Below are 18210 nucleotides of genomic sequence, written 5' to 3'. Positions count from 1 at the left end.
GGTTGTTGACCGAACAGAGCGGGCGGCGGCGTATAATTCCATCGTCACGAGCCGCCGGCCTCGTGCGTCGCGCGTCCGACGACCCCGCGGGGTTTATGTGGATACCAGCCAAGATTCCCGGGTATGGCCGACATCCTCGCAGAGAACCTCTCCGGGAAAGCCGTGATGGGGTCGGACGGCACGGAGCTGGGCATGCTGTACAACATCACGATGGACCTCAAGAGCGGGAAGCTCGAAGACCTCCTCGTGGAGCCGCTCGAAGACTCGAACGTCACCGTGAACTTCCCGACCGACGGCGAGGGCCACTACCGGGTGCCCGTCGGGCGCGTGCAGGCGGTCAAGGACTACATCGTCGTCCAGCGATAGTGAAGGTCTTAGACGCCTCCGCGTTCATCCACGACTACGAGCCCGACGGCGAGACGGCGTCGATTCCCGCCGTCCGGGACGAGCTGGAGGACGCCGCAGCGTACCGCTACGACGCGATGGCGGGCGGCGGGATGCAGGTGCAGGTGCCGGGCGACGCGGCGCTCGCTTCGGCTCGCGAGGCCGCGCGCGCGACCGGCGACCTCGACGTGCTCTCCGAGACGGACCTCCGGCTGCTCGCGGCGGCGCACGAACTCGACGGCACGGTCGTCACCGACGACTACGCGGTGCAGAATGCGGCGGACGAACTCGGCGTCGGCGTGGACGTCATCGAGCAGGAAGGCATCAGCGAGCGCCGGAACTGGAACTTCCAGTGTCAGGGCTGCGGCCGGGAGTTCGACGAGTCGAAGGAGCGCTGTCCGGTCTGCGGCAGCGACCTCGCGCGCAAGCGCCCCCGCTAGTCGTCGCTCTCGACCACTTCCGCCTCGTTCTCGACGGCTTCGAGGCCGCTGTCGATGAGCTGGCGGAGCACCTCTTGTTCGGACAGTCCGTACTCCCGCGCCAGGGCCTCGACTTCGGCGGCGACCGAGTCCCCACACACGATGGAGTACTTCCGCGGCATGGCCGTTCGTTCGAGCGCGCTCACCGTAATACTTAGTCAGCCCGGCGTCAGACGAGCTGTCAGGCGAACGCGACGTACGCCATCGCGAACTGGACGGCGTCGTAGGTGCCGTGGACGACGACGGGCGCGAACAGGTCGTCGGTGCGCTCGTAGGTCGCGCCAAGCACCAGCGAGACGACGAACAGCCGGCCGAGCGTCACGAGTACCGCGCCCGGCGTCGCGCCCGTGCCGGCGTACGCGAGCACGTGCGCGGCGGTGAACACGAGACAGCCGACGACGACCGCGCCGCGCCGCGAGAACGCGCCGTAGAGGTACTTCTGGACACCGTTGCGCGCGAGCAGCTCCTCGCCGGGGCCGACCGCGAGATACGAGAGGACGACCAGCGGCGGCAGAATCCCGGGGTAGTCGCGCGCCGTCTCGACGAGCGAGTGCGTGGTCTGCGGGAGGTCGAAGAGGACGACCAGCCCGACCAGCGCGTAGTGGACCGCGAAGATGGCCGCGACGCCGACGGCCGCGACTTTCACGTCGCGGCGCGACGGCCGGGAGACGTCGATGCCGCCGTCGTACCACGTCACGAACGCGACGCCCGCGAGCCCGTACCCGGCGCTCGCGACGGCGGTGTTGACGGAGACGGAGACGACGGGAGTGTCGGGGACGAGGCCGACGGCGACGCTCGCGAGCAGCGACCCGAACACGAGCGCGGCCAGCGAGACGACGACGCCGACGACGAGCCGCTGCTCGCGGGCGCGCACCGCGGCCCGTTCCAGCCCCGCGTGCGCCGCGGCGGCCGCGCCGACGGCGCCGAGACCTGCGAGGAGTACGAGCGCGGGGCCGCGTGGCAGTCCCGCCGTCGCGGCGTTGACGCCGAGTGCCGCGGCGACGACGAGTCCGACGCCGCCGAGGCCCGCGAGGAGGTCGAGCCGGGGCGCGTCGACGCCGTAGCGGCGCGCGGCGAACGCGGCGGCCGCGAGCAGCGCGAACGCGGTGGCGGCGCGCGCGGCGAGCGCGGCCCCGGCCGGCCAGTCGAGGAACGTGGCGGCCAGCCCGACGCCCGCGACGACGAAGCCGACGGTCTGAGCGTACCGGTCGTTCACGTCGCCGAATCCGGCCTGCTGGGACAAAGGCGTGCCGCTCCCGGCCTACTCGACGACGAGCTCGGTCTTCTCGGGGAGCCCGCGTTCCCCCGAGAGCAGGCCGCGCGCGGCGTCCTTCCCCCACTCGACGGCGGGCTGCGTGAACGTCTCCACGCCGTACAGTTCGCCTGCGAGGACGCAAGCGGCCTCGAAGTCGTACAGTAGCCGCCCCAGCGAGCGCTCGTCGATTCGCGGAATCTCGACGCGAACACTCGGCACGCCGGACTCGGCGAGGCTCGCTTCCGTGGCCTCGAACTCCGCGTCAAGCAGGTCGCCGAGGCTGCCGCCCGCGAGGTAGTCCAGTCCCTCCAGTTCGGTGTCGGGAATCCCGCGGTCCTCGCGCTCGCGCGCCCGGACGAGCGTCACGAGCTTGTCCCGGGGGCCGGCGCGGTAGAGTTGGAGTTGGCTGTGCTGGTCGGTCGCGCCGAGCGCCCGCGCGGGCGTCTGCCCGAGGCCGTCCTTCCCTAAGCTCTCGGCCCACAGCTGCGCGAACCACTCCGCGAACGTCTCCAGCGACTCGGCGTACGGCATCATCGCGTTGATGCCCGCGCCGCGGACGTCGAGGGCGTACGCCGTCGCGCCGTACGCGTACGCCGGACAGTCGAACAGCGACCCCGTGAGCGCCGCCCGGCCCTCGCGTGCGCCGGCGAGAATCGCTTCGACGTCGTGGCCAGCGAGCGCGGCAGCCGGCAGTCCGACCGTCGAGAGCGCGGAGAACCGCCCGGGGACGCCTTCGGGCGCGTCGAGCACGGGCAGGTCGTGCTCGTCCGCGAGGTCGCGGAGGTTCCCCTCCGGACCGGTCGTGACGAACGTGCGTTCGGTCCAGTCCACGCCCGCTTGCTCCATCGCGTCGCGCACGACGAGGAAGTTCGCAAGCGTCTCCGCGGTCGTCCCCGATCGCGAGACGACGTGGACGACGGTCTGCGAGAGGTCGATGTCCTCCAAGAGCGCGGTGACGTGCTCGGGGTCGACGTTGTCGAGGAAGTGCGCGTCGAGGTCGCCGCCGAGCGCGTCCACGAGTGTCGCCGCGCCGAGCGCGCTCCCGCCGATGCCGACGTTCAACAGCACCTCGCTGTCCGCGAACGGCTCGACCGCCCGCTCTATCGCCGCGGGGTCGGCGGTCTTCGGGAGGTTCAGCGCCGCGTACCCGAACTCCTCGCGGGTCATCCCCGCGACGATGTGCTCGTGCGCGTCCCTGACGCGGTCGTCGAGTCGCTCCAGCGCGTCCTCGGGGACGCCCGGCGACGCCTCCACCGCCAGCGCGTTGCCCACGTCTACGTGCATGTCCAGTACCGGGACGCCGGCGTGCTTAAGCGCTGGCCTCTCGCTGCGGCGAGTCGCCGCGCTTTTGCTGTGGTAGCGCGCAGTCTCGGGCAATGGGTCGGTTCGACAGCTACTCCGGGCTGGTGACGGCGTACCCGTACGCGTTCCGGCAGTCCGACTCGCTGCTGTTCCGGAGCTACGTGGTCGTCAGCACCGTCGTCGCGGCGGTGGTCGTCGCGCTCGCGGTCGGCGGACTGCTCGTGCTCATCGGGAACACGACGGGCGGGGGCGGCGGGTCGCTGACGCTCTCCCGGACGTTCTACGTCGTCGTCGGCCTGTTCGTGTTCGTCCCCATCGTCGCGCCCGTGCTGTTCGTGGCGAACCGCCACCGCCGCGAGCGGGAAGTCGCCGACGGCTACGACGCCGCGCTCGCGGTCGCCGGCTACGTCTTCGTGCTCTCGGTGTACGTCGCGCTCGTGGCGTCGATGCCCCCGGAGTTCGGGTCGGAGGGGAACGTCGTCACGCGCCCGGAGCCGTCCGGCATCTTCGCGCCCGTCGTGGAACTGCTGTACGCGGTGCCGTCCGTGGCGGCGCCGCTGTTCGTGCTCGCGGGCGCGCTCGTCGTCTACGGCGTCCACCGGCGGTACGCGTCGAAACACGGAAACGGCGAGCCGGCCTAGGCCCGTCGATGACAGACGAGAAGACCGCGACGTTCCTCGTCACCAGCGCGGCGGACGGCTCCGCGGTGCTCTCGGACGTGACGGACGCGCAGGTCCACACGCTCTCGGAGAACCCGGGGCTGGCGGAGGGCGACGTGCTGGAGGCGACGGTCGCGCCGGACCCGCCGATGAACGTGACGTACAGCGTCGTCGAGGTCGCCGAGCACAAGCAGATTCCCGTCGAGGAAAGCGACGAGACGCCGACTCCCCAGTCCAAGGAGATAGCCGAGGGGCTGGACGCCGGCGACTTGGAGACCGTCGAGCGCGCGGGCGTCGGCGAGGTCCACGTCCTCGGCGTGCCCGAGGACGGCGTCGATCAGACCGTCGAGGACGTGCTCGCCGACGAGCAGACGGTCGCGCGCGCCGCCCGCATCGGCATCGAGCGCGTCGAAGTCCGCTCCGGCGAGGACTTCGTGAGCGTCCGCTACCTCCCCTAGTTCTCTCCGCCGGCTCCGTTCCGTCCGGCGTCGCGCTCGACGAACGCCAGTTCCGCAGTTTCGTCCAGTGACTCGTCCCCGACGACGCCTTCGACGCGTAGCGGGATGTCCGGACTGGTGACGCCGCAGCCCTCGTTGACCGAGACTGACCACGCGTCACCCTCGCGGGCGCGGTCGTTCGACCGCTTGAGGTACGCCCGCACGTGGTCGGTCCGCAACTGGTCGCGCACCCAGTCGCCGACGTCCGCCGGGTACGAGACGGTGACCGTGGTCGCCATGTGCGCGTGTACGGCCGCCAGCGGTCTTACGCTCACCGCCGCATTCTGTTCTTCTGGAGGCGACATCTTCAAGCCCGCCGCCCGCCTAGAGCGGGTATCCATGATGGCGACGACACACGCGCTCGTGGGGCTGGCGGTCGCTGCGCTCGTCTCACTCGTCGTGCCCGAGTTCGGCGTCGCGGTGGCCGCTGCCGGCCTCGCTGGCGGCGTCTTCCCCGATCTCGACCTCTACGCCGGCCACCGCCGTACGCTCCACTTCCCGGTCTACTACGGCGCCGCCGCGGCCGTCGCGGCCGTCGTCGCGGTGGTCTCGCCGACCGCGTGGACCGTCGCCGCGGCCGTCTTCCTCGCGGCCGCCGCGCTCCACGCCGGCAGCGACGCGCTCGGCGGCGGCCTCGAACTCGAACCGTGGGAGGGGACCAGCGAGCGCGCCGTCTACAGCCACTTCCACGGCCGGTGGCTGCCGCCGCGCCGGCTCGTCCGATACGACGGCGCGCCCGAGGACCTCGCCATCGCCGCCGTCTTCGGCGTGCCCGCGGCGCTGGCATTCGGGCCGAACGTCCAGCAGGTCGCCGCGGCCGCGCTCGTTGTCTCCGCCGGCTACGTCGTCGTCCGCAAGCGCCTTCCCGCGGTCGCGACGTGGCTGTTCGCGCAGGTCCCGTCCAGCGTGCGCCGGCACGTCCCCGAGCGGTTCGCTCCGTGACGCCCGGCCGGGTATAAGAAGCCTTAACCTCGCTCGCTCCCGACCCGAATCCATGCCCAGTTTCGAGGTCCCCGAGGTCGACCTCAGCCAGTACTCCATGCGGCAGCTCGTCGCGCCGCCGCTGGCGGTGCTGGTAATCGCGCTGGCGGTCATCGGCGCGTGGTTCGCCCTCACGGGGTCACCGGTCACCCCCGGCATCGAGTTCACCGGCGGAACGGAGCTCGTCGTCGAAGCGGACGCCCCACAGTCACAGGTCACGGCCGCGTTCGACCAGCAACACGAGTCCATCCGCCCCATCGGGACCGACAGCTCGCAGTACCTCGTCACCTTCCAGTCCGAGAACCAGCAGGCGCTCGCCCAGCAGGCCGCCGACGCCGGCTACGAGGTGGTGCAGTCACAGAGCACCTCCGCGACGTTCGGCGGTTCGACCCAGCGGCTCGCGCTGCTCGGCGTCGGCATCGCGTTCGCCGGCATGAGCGTCGTCGTCTTCCTGCTGTTCCGGAGCTTCGTCCCCTCCATTGCCGTGGTGCTGTCGGCGTTCAGCGACATCGTCGTCCCCGTCGCGCTGATGAACCTCTTCGGCATCAAGCTCTCGCTGGGGACCGTCGCCGCGCTGCTGATGCTCATCGGTTACAGCGTCGACTCCGACATCCTGTTGAACAACCACGTCCTCCGGCGCTCCGGGGACTTCTGGGAGAGCGTCCACCGCGCGATGCGCACCGGTGTCACGATGACCGTGACCTCCATCGCCACGATGGCCGTGATGACCGTCGTCTCGTACATCTTCGGCATCCAGCTGCTCTCGGCCATCGGGCTGGTGTTGGTCTTCGGCCTCACCACTGACCTCATGAACACGTACATGTTGAACGTCACCCTGCTTCGCTGGTACAAGTTCGAGGGGGTGTCCCGATGAGCTGGCTCCGCGAGAACTGGCGGGTCGCCTTCCTCGTCGTGTTGCTGCTCGGGTCGTCGGTCGCGCTGTTCGCGCCGGGCATCGGCGCGTCCGCCAGCGGGGACGAGGAAGCCGCGTCCCGGCCGACGAACCTCCAGTACGGCCTCGAACTCTCTGGTGGCGTGCGGCTTCGGGCGACCGCCGTCGGCGTCACCGCCAGCGGCGTCGACGTCCCCGGCGACGAGACCGAGCGCAACGCCCTCGAAGCCGACGTTGCGAACGCGCTCTCGCTGGAACCCGGAAGCGTCACCGCCCGCGACCGGACGTCGAGCGACAACCCCGACGTCGTGGAGGTGTACTCGAACAACACGACCGCCGAAGTGGGCGCGGCGTTCGACGAACTCGGTCTCGCCTACGAGTCGCTGGACTCTGGGGTCACGGAGGCCACGCGGGACGAAATCGCGGACACAATCTCCACGAAAATCGACGCGACCGGGTTCAGCGGGGCGCGAGCGTACCCGACCACGACCCAGTCCGGGCAGAGCTACATCGTCGTCGAGGTCCCCGGACAGAACGCTTCCGAGGTCCGGTCGCTGATTCAGGGCCGCGGCGAGGTCGAGATGCGGGCGTACTACCCGGAGGGCGGCAACCAGACGAACGCGACGGTGCTCACGCACTCCCAGCTCCAGCGCAGTGACGTCAGCACCGCGCAGATGATCGACGGCCGCCCGTCGGTCCCGGTCTCGCTCACGCAGGACATCGCCGAGACGTTCGCCGCGGACATGCGCGAGTACGGCTTCACGTCCGGGCAGGGCGTCAGCAACTGCGAGTTCCCGGACGGCGGCTACTGCCTGCTGACCGTCCTCGACGGCGAAGTCGTCTACGACGCGGGCGTCCGCGCGAACCTCGCGCAGAGCTTCGAGAACGGGGAGTTCGTGCAGGACCCGCGGTTCGTCATCACGGCCAACTCCATGGAGGAGGCGCGCGAACTCCGCGTGAACCTTCAAGCGGGCGCGCTCCCGACGCAACTGGAGTTCCAGGACTCCTACTACGTCTCCCCGAGCTTCGCCGAGCGGTACAAGCCGCTGTCGCTGGTGACCGGCCTCGCGGCCGCCATCGCGATGGCGCTGGTCGTGTTCGCGCGGTACGGCGACCCCCGGGTCGCGATACCGATGGTGTTCACCGCGCTGTCTGAAGTCGTCATCCTGCTCGGGTTCGCGGCCGTGAGCGGGCTCGCGTTGGACCTCTCGCACATCGCCGGGTTCATCGCCGTCATCGGGACGGGGGTGGACGACCTCGTCATCATCGCCGACGAGGTGATGACCCAGGAGGTCGGCTCCCAGCGCGTCTTCAAGAGCCGGTTCCGGAAGGCGCTGTGGGTCATCGGCGCCGCCGCGGTGACGACCATCATCGCGATGAGTCCGCTCGCCGTGCTCAGCCTCGGTGACCTCCGCGGGTTCGCCATCGTCACCATCCTCGGCGTGCTCATCGGCGTGCTCGTCACCCGGCCGGCGTACGGGGACATCCTCCGCCGCCTGCTCACCGGCGAGCACTGACGCTGCCGTCTTCTCCGCCGCCCGCAGCGAGCACCACGCTTAACCCGGCTACGGTCGCAGTTGGGGTATGACCGTAGACACGCGGCGGGCCGCCGCCAGCGCCACCATCAGCCTCACGGGCGTCGTCGTCGTCGCCGTCATGGTGCGCCACGTCCTCGACGCGCAGCCGCCGCTGTCGGGCTGGCTGCTCGCCGGCTTCGGCGGCCTCGTCGGCGCCGCGCTCGTCGCCGCCGGCTACGTCGTCTACCGCGCGGAGTTCACGCGCCGGCAGACGCTCGGCATCGCCGGCTGGAACGTCCTCGGCATCGTCGTCATCGGCGCCGCGCTCGGCCTCCTGTACGCCTACCAGTCCGCGGTCGCCGTACTTCCCGCCGCGCCAGTCTTCTCCGGCACCGTCGTCGTCGCGGTCAGCGCCGTCGCGCACGTCCTCATCGGCGTCAACGACGCGCGCCGCATCCGCGCCCGCCAGCTCGCCCGCGAGCGCGAGAAGCTCGACGTGCTCTCCCGGCTCGTCCGCCACAACCTCCGCACGGAGGCCCAGCGGCTCTACAGCTACGCCACGCGCGTCCGGATGGCTGACGACGAGGCGACCGACGACCTCGCCGACGACGTCCACGGCTCCGGGGAGCGCCTCGCGGCGCTCCACGGCCACATCACGACCATCCGCAACCTCGTGGACAGCCCGCCGGAGCCCCGCCCCTACGACGTGAGCAGCGCCATCGCGGACGTCGTCGCCGACCTCCACGAGGAGTACCCCGACGCGACCATCGACGTGACCGTCACGGACGCGACGCCCGCCGCCGGCGACTACCTCGCGGACGCGATTCGGGAGCTCGTGGAGAACGCCATCGAACACAACGACAGCGACGAGCCGTGGGTCGGCGTCGAGGTCGCGACCGCGGACGGCCGCGTCGAAATCGCGGTCCGCGACGACGGCCCCGAAATTCCCGAGGTCGAGCGCGCGACCGTCACCGGCGAGCGCGAAATCACGCAGCTCAGCCACGGCAGCGGCGTCGGTCTCTGGTTGGTGCGCTGGATTGTCGGCGCCTACGACGGCCGCCTCTCCTTCGGCGGCCGCGAGGACGGCAACGAGGTCCTGCTGTCGTTCCCTAGAAGTCGGTGAGCTTCGCCTCGGTGGCGCCCTTCGCGTCCAGCCCGAACTCCGCCAGCTCCACGAACTCCATGTCGTTGTCGCGGAGCGCGCGCCGCACGCGCTCGGAGGCCGACGGCGCGACCAACATCCCGCGAACCTCGTCGTTGCTCTCGGAATACAGCTCGACGTAGCGCTTGAGCTGGTCGAAGTGGTTCAGCGTCGCCTGAATCCGCTTCACTTCGACGACGACGGGCGTGCCGTCCTCGTCGACGGCGTAGAAGTCCACGAACCCGTACTTCGTCTCGCGCTCGTGCTCGACGATGCGCAGGCCCGCTTCCAGCTCCTCGGGGTTGTTCTGGATGTACTCGTGCATCTCCGCCTCGGTGCCGGACTCCTCGTAGGTCGCGCCGTCCTCGGCCTCGAAGCGCGTGACGCCGTACGCCTCCAGAATGCGGGCTTCCACGCGCTCGCTGGGGTTGCTGCGGCGCGCGAGCAACACCGCGTCGCCGTCGCTCTCCCGGGCCTCGACGGTGCCGCCGCCCGGCATCCAGTTGACGGGCTTGTGGCCGGTCGGCTGGTGGACGAGGAACGTGCCGTCGGGCTTCGCGACGAGCAGGCGGTCGCCCTCGCCGAGGTAGCCGCTGGTGCGGCCCTCGTACTCGACCTCGCAGCGGGCCTGTACGGTCAACACCGCGCCGTCCCGGACCGCCGCCTTCGCCGCCTCGACGACCTCCTCGGGGGTGGGCGCGTCCAGTCGCTGTACGACCATCGTCTCCACTCGGTTGCCGCGCCGACCGATAAACCTGTGGTTTGGCGGCGGCTGCCGGCGGCGTCAGCCCGCCAAAGTGGCATTTAAGCCGATAGAGCGAAACGTCGAGGTATGTCCGAGTTCGGTGCTCTCTCCGTCGTCCCCCCGTTGCTCGCTATCGCGCTCGCCATCGTCACCCGGAAGGCGGTGCTGTCGCTGTTCCTCGGGGTGTGGTCCGGCGCCGTCATCTACACCGGCGGCGTCGGTCTCACGCAGACCTTCGACTGGATTGCGCGCTCCATCTCGCAGGTGTCCGCCGAGGGCGAGGGCTCGATATTCCACGCGCAAATCATCATCTTCACGCTCCTGCTGGGGTCGGCAGTCGCGATGATTTGGCGCCTCGGCGGCTCCCACGCCGTCCGCGACTGGGCGCTCGAACACATCGACAGCAAGCGCACCGCGGGCGTCGTCGCGTGGCTGCTGGGCCTGCTGTTGTTCTTCGACGACTACGCGAACACCGCGGTCGTCGGCTCCACGATGAAAGACGTCTCCGACTTCCTCGGCGTCTCCCGGGAGAAGCTCTCGTACATCGTGGACTCGACGGCCGCGCCCGTCGCCACGCTCACCATCTCCTCGTGGGTGGCGTTCCAGCTGTCGATGATAGAGTCGGGCTACCAGACGGCGGGCGTCGCGGCCGCCGAGCGCCCGGACTCGTTTGCGGTGTTCCTGCAGTCGATTCCGTTCAACATGTACGCGATTCTCGCCATCGCGATGGTCGCCATCGTCGTGCTCTCCCGCCGCGACTACGGGGAGATGCTCGGCGCCGAACACCGCGCGTCCACCACCGGGAAGGTCTCCCGCGACGACGCCCGTCCGATGCAGGACGTCGAAGCCACGCTCGGCGAACCCGAGACGGAGAACCCCAAACTCCTCTCCTTTTTCGCGCCAATCGCGGTGCTGGTCGCCGTCACCGTCGGCTCCGCGCTGTACACGGGGTACGCGCCCGGCGCCAGCCTCTACGACATGGTCGTGGACGCCGACTACGCGCTCGCGCTCATCTTCGGGTCGTTCGCGATGGTCGTCTCCACGTACGTCCTTGGACTCGCGTACGGCGTGCTCTCGCTGGGGGAGAGCGTGGACACCACCATCGACGGGTTCGGCATCATGCTCACCGCGGTGACGATTCTCGTGCTCGCGTGGTCCATCGGGAACGTCGTCGAGGCGTTGGGCACCGGCACGTACGTCGCGAACGCCGTCGAGCAGTTCCTCACGCCCGAACTGCTGCCCGTCGTCGTGCTGTTCACGGCGGCGTTCGTCGCGTTCTCCACGGGGAGCTCGTGGGGGACGATGAGCATCGTCACGCCCATCGCGGTGCCGGTGGCGTGGAACCTCACGGGCAGCCACACGATGGTCGCGGCCGCCGTCGGCGTCGTCTTCTCCGGCGCCATCTTCGGCGACCACGCCTCCCCCATCTCCGACACCACCGTCCTGTCGGCGACGTTCACGGGCGCGGACCTCATCGACCACGTACGAACGCAGCTGTACTACGCGGTCACCGTGGTCGCGGTCGCCGCGCTCCTGCTGGTCGTCTGGGGGTTCACGCGCGTCACGCCGTTGGTGTTGCTCCCGGTCGGTATCGGCCTGCTCGTCGCGCTCGTCTACGGCCTCTCCGAGTTCGACGCGCGCCGCCGCGGCATCGACCCCAAGCAGAGCAACGTTCCCACCCCCGAGAACGACTAGAACTCGTCTAAGCCGGACTGCTCGGCGGCCGCGAGCGCGTCCCGGCTCGTCTGCCACGACGCCCGCGCACAATCCGGCAGGTCGCCGTGCTCGCGGACGTACTCGCGCAAGAACTCTCGCGTCGTCGGGTCGCTCGGATACCCCGAGCCCACGTCGCCGTACTCTGCTGCGAGGTCCGCGACGTGGCTGTCGCGGGCGACCTTCGCGACGATGCTCGCCGCCGCGACGAGCGCGTACTCGTCGTCGGCGCCGTGCTCGGCGGTCACGTCCACGTCGGCCGTGACGCCGTCGGCGACCCGGCGCCCGAACCGCGCCTCGTCCACGTCACCGGCGTCCACGTAGCCTGCGAGACCGTCCGCCGCAATTTCGTCGAGCGCGCTCGCCTGTGCGTCGACCGTGAGTGTGTTCATGTCCGTCTCGGGGTCGTCGATGCGCTTGACGGGAATCTCGGCGACGCCGACCTCGAAGCCCTCGAGAATTTGCTCGTCTAACTCCTCGCGGCGCGCCGGGGAGAGCCGCTTGGAGTCCGCGACGCCGTCCGGGAGGTCCGCTGGGTCGCCGACGACCGCCGCCGCGAACATCGACCCCAGCACGGGGCCTTTGCCGGCCTCGTCGACGCCGAAGTGCCTCATTCCACGAAGAACTCCTCGTCCTCGAACTCGTCGCGCTCGCCCTCCACGGTCACCACGTCCAGCGCCGTCACCTCCGCCTCCACGCCGAGCACGCCAGCGAGACTCGGCTCCGTGAGGCCCTCGTCGCTGGAGACGAGTTCCTTGATGTAGAGCCCGCCCTCGCCCTCGATTTCGACGACCGCGTGCGTGTCGTCGGTGAGTTCGCCCTCGATGTCGTACACCTCGCGCTCGCGGACCTTCTCCGCGCGCCGGTGCTGCACGCGCTGGGGGGTCTCCTGCTGGATGGTCGCGCCGTCCAGTTCCAAGAGTGCGGCCTCGAAGTCGTCCTCGGTGACCGGTTCGCCGAACTCCACCTGCGCGCGGTAGCGCTTCCGCGCGTCCAGTTCCTTCACGCGCGCCACCATCTCGTAGGACGCCAGCCGAACCCCCTCGACTTCGACCTTCCCGTCGGCGTACTCGTTGATGGCTTCCTCCAGTTCCTCGGGGTCCGGGTGGCGCTCCTGTGGCGCGTCCACCTCGACGACGAACGGCCGGCCCGTCCCCAACATCAGCGCGTCGATGTCCTCACGGCCAGCGCCGTGGAACGACGCCGATTCGCCGTCCATCGCGTCGATGACGGGCGGCGCGGTCAACTGTTCGACGCTCTCCGGGTAGAGGAAGCCCGTGCCGTCGCAGTGCGGGCACGGCGAGTCGACTAGCGTCCCCGTCCCGTTGCAGTCGCTGCACGGCCACTTCGTCTGCGGAATCCCGCGTTCGAGCTTGCGGTAGCGGCCGTAGACGAACGCCGAGTTCACCGTCACGTCCACCGTCTCCGACTCGACGTCCAGCACCGCGAGCACGTCCGGGCGCTCGAAGTCCACGTCCGCGCCCGTCCGCCTCCCGACGCGCTTGCCGACCTCGCGGTTGCACTCGGACTTGAACAGCTCGCCGGCGTCCTCGTCCAAATCGGCGAGATCGCGCAGCATCGTCTCGTTCTCCTCCACCAGCGGCGGCGCCCGCGTCCCCACCTGGTACGTGTCGAAGCGCTGGTCGGCGAGCGCCTCGACCACGAGGTCCGCGAACTCGTCGAAGCGCCCCGACGCGCCCTCACACACCCAGCACTCCGAGGGTTCGACGCCCTCGTACGGCTCGTCGTCCTCCAGCGCGATAGTCGTCCGGAGCGCCCGGCCGCGCTCGGCGTTCGTCAATCCGAAACTCCGTTCCGCGAAACACCGCCCCACGCAGGCGTCGCAAATCGGGTCCTCCGCCAGCACCCGTCGCGCGCCCTCCAAGACTGTCATGGGTGTTGTGTCGCGGGCCGCTGGTACGTACTCTTCGGTCCCGTCTGCTCTAGTTCGTCGTGCGGATTCGTTCGTAGCTATCGCGTTCTGAAAGCCCTCGGGCGTCTGCGGTCCCGCCGCTCGCTGCGCGCTTCGCTCCCTACGGTCGCTGCAGTGCTTGCGTCGCGGGGGTTCCCGCAGCCGCCCTCGCCCTTTCAATCCGCCAGGATGTCGGTTGATTGGGTAGCTGTGCGGTGTTCGGTCGATAGGGGTAAATCGCGGGGCTGCGATGGGTCGGTATGCGCCAGTTCGTCGTGCTCGGCCACCACGCGCCGACCGACCCCGACTTCTCGTTGGACGACCTCGCGGGCGGCGCGGGCCGCCTGGACGTGCTCTGCCGGTGTGTCAACGCCGCGCTGTTCCTCTCGCACGACCTCCGGCGGGACGTCCAGGTCCACCTCGTGCTTGCCGACGAGGTCACCGTCCGCATCGACGGCAGCGAGTTGCGGTACATGAACCCCGACGAGCGCAACATCGCCGGCCTGCTCAAGCAAGCGTTGGAGGCGAAAGACCGCGCCATCGGCCACCGCGAGGCCGAGTCGACGCCCGGCATCCACGTCTCCAAGCGCGGATTCGAGACGGTGCTGGACGACCTCGACGGAACCGTCGTGGAACTCCACGAGGACGGCGACGCGCTCGCGGCCGTCGAACCGCGCGAGGACTCGATTTTCGTGCTCTCGGACCACGAGGACTTCACCGAGGCGGAGGCGGTCTTCCTCGCGGACCGCAGCGACCAGCGCGTGCGCGTCGGCCCCGAAGTCCTGCACGCCGACCACACCATCACGGTCGCGCACAACTACCTCGACACCGATGGCTTCACGAACTACTGATGCGCGTGAGCGTCGTCGGCGCGAGCGCGCCGTCCGCGGACGCAACCGAGAACGCCCGCGAGGTCGGCCGACTGCTCGCCGAGCGCGGGCACACCGTCGTCTGCGGCGGGCTCGGCGGCGTGATGGAAGCGGCCTGTCAGGGTGCCAGCGAGGCCGGCGGTCACACCATCGGCGTCCTCCCGGGCGAGGACCGCAACGCGGCCAACGAGTACGTGGAGACGGCTATCGCGACCGGTCTCGGGCACGCGCGGAACGCGCTCGTCGTCATGAACGGTGACGCCGTGATTGCCGTGGACGGCGCGGGCGGCACGCTCTCCGAGGTCGGCTTCAGTTCCGTGTACGACCGCCCGATTGCGGGCCTCGGCGCGCCCGACGCCCCGCACGTCGAGGCCGTCGAGACGCCAGCGGAAGCGGTCGATTACGTGGAAGTGCGCGTCGAGTGACGGCGCTGCGGCTGTCGGTGCGAGCGCGAAAGAGAGATAGAGAGAACCGCGGGCTATCGGGTTATTCGAGGTCGAAGCGGTCGAGGGTCATGACCTTGTGCCAGGCCTCGACGAAGTCCTCGACGAACTTCTGTTCGGCGTTGTCTGCGCCGTAGACGTCCGCGATGGCGCGGAGGCGGGCGTTCGAGCCGAAGATGAGGTCGAAGCGCGTGGCCTCCCACTCGACCTCTCCGGTGTCGCGGTCGCGCACCTCGAAGACTTCCTCGTCCTCGTCGACGGCCTCCCACTCGTAGTCCATGTCGAGGAGGTTCGCGAAGAAGTCGTTCGTGAGCGCGCCGGGCTCGTCCGTGAAGATGCCGCGGTCGTCGTCGCCGTACGTCGCGCCGAGCGCGCGCATGCCGCCGACCAGCACCGTCAGCTCCGACGGCGAGAGGTTCAGCAGCTCCGCCTTGTCGATCATCCGGTCCTCGGGGCGGTCGTTGTAGCCGCCGCCGAGGTAGTTCCGGAACGCGTCGGCCTTCGGCTCCAGCGGCTCGAAGGCCTCCGCGTCGGTCTGCTCGGGCTTGGCGTCGGTGCGGCCGGGCTCGAAGGGGACCTCGACGTCGTAGCCGGCGTCGGCGGCTGCCTGCTCGATGGCCACGTTCCCGCCGAGCACGACGAGGTCCGCCAGCGAGACGCGCACGTCGTCGTCCCGCGAGCTGTTGAAGTCCATCTGGACGTCTTCGAGCGTCTCGAGGACCGTCTCCAGTTCCTCGGGCTCGTTGACCTCCCAGCTACGCTGGGGCTCCAGCCGGATGCGGGCGCCGTTGGCGCCGCCGCGCTTGTCGCTGTCGCGGTACGTCACTGCGGACGCCCACGCGGTCTTCGCGAGCTGCTGGCGCGAGAGGTCCGTGTTCAGGAGCTGCTCCTTGAGCTCGGCGACCTCCTCGTCGCCGACGAACTCGTAGTCGGCGTCCGGAATCGGGTCCTGCCAGACGAACGTCTCCTCGGGGACCTCCGGGCCGACGAGGCGCTCCGGCGGGCCCATGTCGCGGTGGATGAGCTTGTACCACGCCCGCGCGAACGCCTCCTGGAAGTCGTCGGGGTTGTCCTGGAAGTGCTCCAGAATCTCCCGGAAGTCGTCGTCGTGCTTCAGCGCGACGTCCGTCGTCAGCATCATCGGCTCCTCGGTGTCCTCGGGGTCGTGGGGGGCCGGCGCGTCCTCGACGTCGTCACCGACCGGCCGCCACTGCCACGCACCGCCGGGGCCCTTGACCGAGGTCCAGTCGTGGTTCAGGAGGTTGTCGATGTACCCCATGTCCCACTGGGTCGGCGCGGAGTTCCACGGTCCCTCGATGCCGCTCGTGATGGTGTTCGGACCCTTGCCATCGCCGAGGTCGTTGTCCCAGCCGAGCCCCTGCAGGTCGATGGGTGCCGCCTCGGGCTCGACGTCGACGTGCTCCTCGGGGTCGTCGGCGCCGTGGACCTTCCCGAACGTGTGGCCGCCCGCGATGAGCGCGACCGTCTCCTCGTCGTCCATCGCCATCCGCGAGAACTCCTCGCGGATGTTCTCCGCGGAGCCCTCGACGTCGGGCTCGCCGTACGGGCCCTCGGGGTTCACGTAGATGAGGCCCATGACGGTGTTCGCCAGCGGGTCCTCCAGTTCGCCGGTCTCGTTGTCGCCCGTGAACCGCTCCGGGGAGGTGGTCTCCCACTCGGTCTCCGGGCCCCAGTCGACGGCGTGGTTGGGCTTGAACTCGTCCTCGCGGCCGCCCGCGAAGCCGAACGTCTCGAAGCCCATCGTCTCCATGGCGACGTTCCCCGCGAGGACGATGAGGTCGCCCCACGAGAGCTTGCGGCCGTACTTCTGCTTGACCGGCTGGAGCAGCCGCCGGGCCTTGTCGAGGTTGACGTTGTCCGGGAAGCTGCTCTCCGGCGGGAGGCGCTGGAGGCCGCCGGACGCGCCGGCGCGACCGTCAGCCGTCCGGTACGTACCGGCGCTGTGCCACGCCATCCGGATGAACAGCGGGCCGTACGTGCCGTAGTCCGCGGGCCACCAGTCCTTCGAGTCCATCATGACCTTCCGGATGTCGTTTTTCAGCTCCTCGTAGTCGATGTCCTCGAAGGCCTCCGCGTAGTCGAAGTCCTCGTCGTAGGGGCCGACCACGTGGTCGTTGTCGTCGAGCACGTCGACGTCCAGCAGGTTCGGCCACCAGTCGTCGACGCCTTTCGGGTCCCAGTGCTCCCCGCTTCCCCCGTCGGGTCGCAGGTCCGGCTCGGATTCGGATGTGTCGTCACTCATCGAGATACTACCTACACGGAGTCAATCGTGCGTCCCAGTTAACGGTACCGTTGGCATCTGCCAACTTCAGCGACCCGCTCACCGCCGCGCCGTCGCGTGTTCTCACCACTCACACCTCGCCGATTCGGAAGCGTTAAACACACCACGAACCAACGTGAGACTGCGGGCCGGTGGGGTAGCTTGGTATCCTTCGGCCTTCGGGTGGCCGTAACCACGATTCAAATTCGTGCCGGCCCACTTCACATATACCCCTTTTCCCGCATTCTCCGACACTTAGCGGCCGCTCTACGGGGTGGTCCGCGTGAGCGCCCCAGCCGATTCTCACGGCGACCACGACGACAGAGACATCTGTCGGTACTGCGGCGGCTACATCGACTACGACGGCCAACTCTGCCCTGCGCTTGAACGGGGTGAGTGCCGCCCATGAACCGCTTCTGTGGACACTGCGGCAGTCGCCTCAAGCCCTCGACCTCGCCCGGCGGCATCCCGCGCCGCGTCTGCCCCGAGTGCTCGGCCGACAGCGAGGTGAGCACGGCATGACCGACCTCGACCCCATCGAGGCCGCGCTGTCCGACGCGCAACGCGAAGCGTGGCGGGCCTGCCGCGCGCCCGGCGACATGCCCGTCATCGAGTTCGCCGAGGAGACCGGCCGCGTGAAGGGCACCGTCGGCAACCACCTCGCTCGGGCCGAAGACAACCTCGCCGACGCCGCCGACGAGTTCGCGGCCGCCGCCACACCCGTCGAGTTCGAAACCGAGTGCGAACGCCGCTCGACGAGCTGGGCGCGCGCCGCGCCGATGGCCGACGCCACCGAGATTCGCAAACTCAACAGCTACGCGTGGGCCGTCCGCCTTCCCGACGGCCAGCGCCACGTCACCGCGCTGCTCCGCCGCGAGGACTGGTTCGCCGGCTGGTGCGACTGCAAGGGCTTCACGTACAACGGCGGCCCCTGCGCACACCTTTGTACGCTCCGTCAAGCCGCCTTCGTCCACGTCGAGAGCGACGACGGCGACCGCGTCACCATCCCCGAACAGCCACCGAAGACGCCAGCCACCGACGGCGGTCGCGTCGTCGAGCCCGCTGCCGGAAGCGATGGCCGCGAGTTCGGACGGCCGGAGGGTCGGCTATGAGGGGAGGCCCCCAGCCCGCCCCTTCAGT

At 69.7% G+C, this 18210-nt stretch carries 21 protein-coding genes and 1 tRNA gene; 14 read left to right on the top strand and 8 right to left on the bottom strand.

What is annotated here, in order from left to right:
* The first annotated feature begins 123 nt into the window (after window positions 1-123).
* The gene (locus tag ABSL23_RS02470; protein ID WP_059057654.1) at window positions 124-366 is read left to right on the top strand and encodes a PRC-barrel domain-containing protein; all 243 of its coding nucleotides are present in this window, start codon (window positions 124-126) and stop codon (window positions 364-366) included.
* Window positions 366-824 (top strand): NOB1 family endonuclease, encoded by a 459-nt coding sequence (locus ABSL23_RS02465; protein WP_059057653.1) that lies wholly within the window; start codon window positions 366-368, stop codon window positions 822-824. The genes ABSL23_RS02470 and ABSL23_RS02465 overlap by 1 nt, the downstream gene beginning before the upstream one ends.
* On the opposite strand, the gene ABSL23_RS02460 is transcribed toward ABSL23_RS02465, so the two are convergent.
* Genes ABSL23_RS02460 through ABSL23_RS02450 form a run of 3 tightly spaced genes read right to left on the bottom strand, consistent with a single transcriptional unit; the run spans window position 821 to window position 3402 of the window.
* Entirely contained in the window at window positions 821-985 is a 165-nt protein-coding gene (locus ABSL23_RS02460) for a CopG family transcriptional regulator (RefSeq protein ID WP_059057652.1), read from the bottom strand. The two genes, ABSL23_RS02465 and ABSL23_RS02460, sit on opposite strands and share 4 nt — an antisense overlap.
* A 59-nt stretch (window positions 986-1044) precedes the next feature.
* The gene (locus ABSL23_RS02455; protein ID WP_059057651.1) at window positions 1045-2079 is read right to left on the bottom strand and encodes a CPBP family intramembrane glutamic endopeptidase; all 1035 of its coding nucleotides are present in this window, start codon (window positions 2077-2079) and stop codon (window positions 1045-1047) included.
* A gap of 45 nt (window positions 2080-2124) precedes the next feature.
* On the bottom strand, window positions 2125-3402 hold the full coding sequence (locus ABSL23_RS02450; RefSeq protein WP_353634628.1) for a glucose-6-phosphate isomerase: 1278 nt from the start codon (window positions 3400-3402) through the stop codon (window positions 2125-2127).
* A gap of 92 nt (window positions 3403-3494) precedes the next feature.
* Here ABSL23_RS02450 and ABSL23_RS02445 point away from each other — a divergent pair, with 92 nt between their 5' ends.
* Both ABSL23_RS02445 and ABSL23_RS02440 read left to right on the top strand, forming a co-directional pair.
* Window positions 3495-4061, top strand: coding sequence for a hypothetical protein (locus ABSL23_RS02445; RefSeq protein ID WP_059057649.1), 567 nt, complete (start codon window positions 3495-3497; stop codon window positions 4059-4061).
* An 8-nt stretch (window positions 4062-4069) separates the two neighbouring features.
* Window positions 4070-4537, top strand: a complete 468-nt coding sequence (locus tag ABSL23_RS02440; protein WP_059057648.1) for a DUF5812 family protein — start codon at window positions 4070-4072, stop codon at window positions 4535-4537.
* Here the strand turns inward: ABSL23_RS02440 and ABSL23_RS02435 are convergent.
* Window positions 4534-4815: a hypothetical protein gene (locus ABSL23_RS02435; RefSeq protein WP_059057647.1), complete on the bottom strand. Its 282-nt coding sequence runs from the start codon at window positions 4813-4815 to the stop codon at window positions 4534-4536. The two genes, ABSL23_RS02440 and ABSL23_RS02435, sit on opposite strands and share 4 nt — an antisense overlap.
* A 100-nt stretch (window positions 4816-4915) precedes the next feature.
* Between ABSL23_RS02435 and ABSL23_RS02430 the strand changes: the two genes are divergently transcribed.
* The 4 genes from ABSL23_RS02430 (at window position 4916) to ABSL23_RS02415 (ending at window position 9089) form a co-directional block, all read left to right on the top strand.
* Window positions 4916-5518, top strand: a complete 603-nt coding sequence (locus ABSL23_RS02430) for a metal-dependent hydrolase (protein WP_179204563.1) — start codon at window positions 4916-4918, stop codon at window positions 5516-5518.
* A gap of 52 nt (window positions 5519-5570) precedes the next feature.
* Entirely contained in the window at window positions 5571-6431 is an 861-nt protein-coding gene (secF, locus tag ABSL23_RS02425; RefSeq protein ID WP_059057646.1) for a protein translocase subunit SecF, read from the top strand.
* Window positions 6428-7966 carry a preprotein translocase subunit SecD gene (locus ABSL23_RS02420; protein ID WP_059057645.1) on the top strand — a complete coding sequence of 513 codons (1539 nt, stop codon included), beginning with the start codon at window positions 6428-6430 and terminating at the stop codon, window positions 7964-7966. The genes secF and ABSL23_RS02420 overlap by 4 nt, the downstream gene beginning before the upstream one ends.
* A 67-nt stretch (window positions 7967-8033) precedes the next feature.
* Window positions 8034-9089: a HAMP domain-containing sensor histidine kinase gene (locus ABSL23_RS02415; protein ID WP_353634627.1), complete on the top strand. Its 1056-nt coding sequence runs from the start codon at window positions 8034-8036 to the stop codon at window positions 9087-9089.
* Here the strand turns inward: ABSL23_RS02415 and nucS are convergent.
* Window positions 9076-9828 (bottom strand): endonuclease NucS, encoded by a 753-nt coding sequence (gene nucS, locus ABSL23_RS02410; protein ID WP_059057643.1) that lies wholly within the window; start codon window positions 9826-9828, stop codon window positions 9076-9078. The two genes, ABSL23_RS02415 and nucS, sit on opposite strands and share 14 nt — an antisense overlap.
* 111 nt (window positions 9829-9939) lie before the next feature.
* Here nucS and ABSL23_RS02405 point away from each other — a divergent pair, with 111 nt between their 5' ends.
* Entirely contained in the window at window positions 9940-11547 is a 1608-nt protein-coding gene (locus ABSL23_RS02405) for a Na+/H+ antiporter NhaC family protein (RefSeq protein WP_353634626.1), read from the top strand.
* Here ABSL23_RS02405 and rnhB read toward each other — a convergent pair.
* Window positions 11544-12179 (bottom strand): ribonuclease HII, encoded by a 636-nt coding sequence (gene rnhB, locus ABSL23_RS02400; RefSeq protein ID WP_353634625.1) that lies wholly within the window; start codon window positions 12177-12179, stop codon window positions 11544-11546. The two genes, ABSL23_RS02405 and rnhB, sit on opposite strands and share 4 nt — an antisense overlap.
* On the bottom strand, window positions 12176-13459 hold the full coding sequence (locus ABSL23_RS02395) for a tRNA pseudouridine(54/55) synthase Pus10 (RefSeq protein ID WP_353634624.1): 1284 nt from the start codon (window positions 13457-13459) through the stop codon (window positions 12176-12178). The genes rnhB and ABSL23_RS02395 overlap by 4 nt, the downstream gene beginning before the upstream one ends.
* A 278-nt stretch (window positions 13460-13737) precedes the next feature.
* Here ABSL23_RS02395 and trmY point away from each other — a divergent pair, with 278 nt between their 5' ends.
* Entirely contained in the window at window positions 13738-14328 is a 591-nt protein-coding gene (gene trmY / locus ABSL23_RS02390) for a tRNA (pseudouridine(54)-N(1))-methyltransferase TrmY (RefSeq protein ID WP_353634623.1), read from the top strand.
* Complete coding sequence (locus tag ABSL23_RS02385) at window positions 14328-14771, top strand: TIGR00725 family protein (RefSeq protein WP_353634622.1); 444 nt, start codon at window positions 14328-14330, stop codon at window positions 14769-14771. The genes trmY and ABSL23_RS02385 overlap by 1 nt, the downstream gene beginning before the upstream one ends.
* Window positions 14772-14832: 61 nt before the next feature.
* Here ABSL23_RS02385 and katG read toward each other — a convergent pair whose 3' ends face one another.
* On the bottom strand, window positions 14833-17052 hold the full coding sequence (gene katG / locus ABSL23_RS02380) for a catalase/peroxidase HPI (RefSeq protein ID WP_353634621.1): 2220 nt from the start codon (window positions 17050-17052) through the stop codon (window positions 14833-14835).
* A 164-nt stretch (window positions 17053-17216) separates the two neighbouring features.
* On the opposite strand from katG, the gene ABSL23_RS02375 reads away from it, so the two are divergent.
* The 3 genes from ABSL23_RS02375 to ABSL23_RS02365 all read left to right on the top strand — a co-directional run bounded on the left by ABSL23_RS02375 (window position 17217) and on the right by ABSL23_RS02365 (window position 18182).
* Window positions 17217-17289, top strand: a tRNA-Pro gene (locus tag ABSL23_RS02375).
* A 186-nt stretch (window positions 17290-17475) separates the two neighbouring features.
* Window positions 17476-17592: a hypothetical protein gene (locus ABSL23_RS02370; RefSeq protein WP_353634620.1), complete on the top strand. Its 117-nt coding sequence runs from the start codon at window positions 17476-17478 to the stop codon at window positions 17590-17592.
* On the top strand, window positions 17589-18182 hold the full coding sequence (locus ABSL23_RS02365; RefSeq protein WP_353634619.1) for an SWIM zinc finger family protein: 594 nt from the start codon (window positions 17589-17591) through the stop codon (window positions 18180-18182). Before ABSL23_RS02370 ends, ABSL23_RS02365 begins: the two co-directional genes overlap by 4 nt.
* Window positions 18183-18210 lie beyond the last annotated feature (28 nt).

Origin of the sequence: Halobacterium sp. NMX12-1, from assembly GCF_040435975.1 — an archaeon.
GTDB classification, from domain to species: Archaea; Halobacteriota; Halobacteria; order Halobacteriales; family Halobacteriaceae; genus Halobacterium; species Halobacterium hubeiense.
Note: the sequence above shows the minus strand (reverse complement) of the source record. Positions and strands in the feature narration are given on the sequence as shown.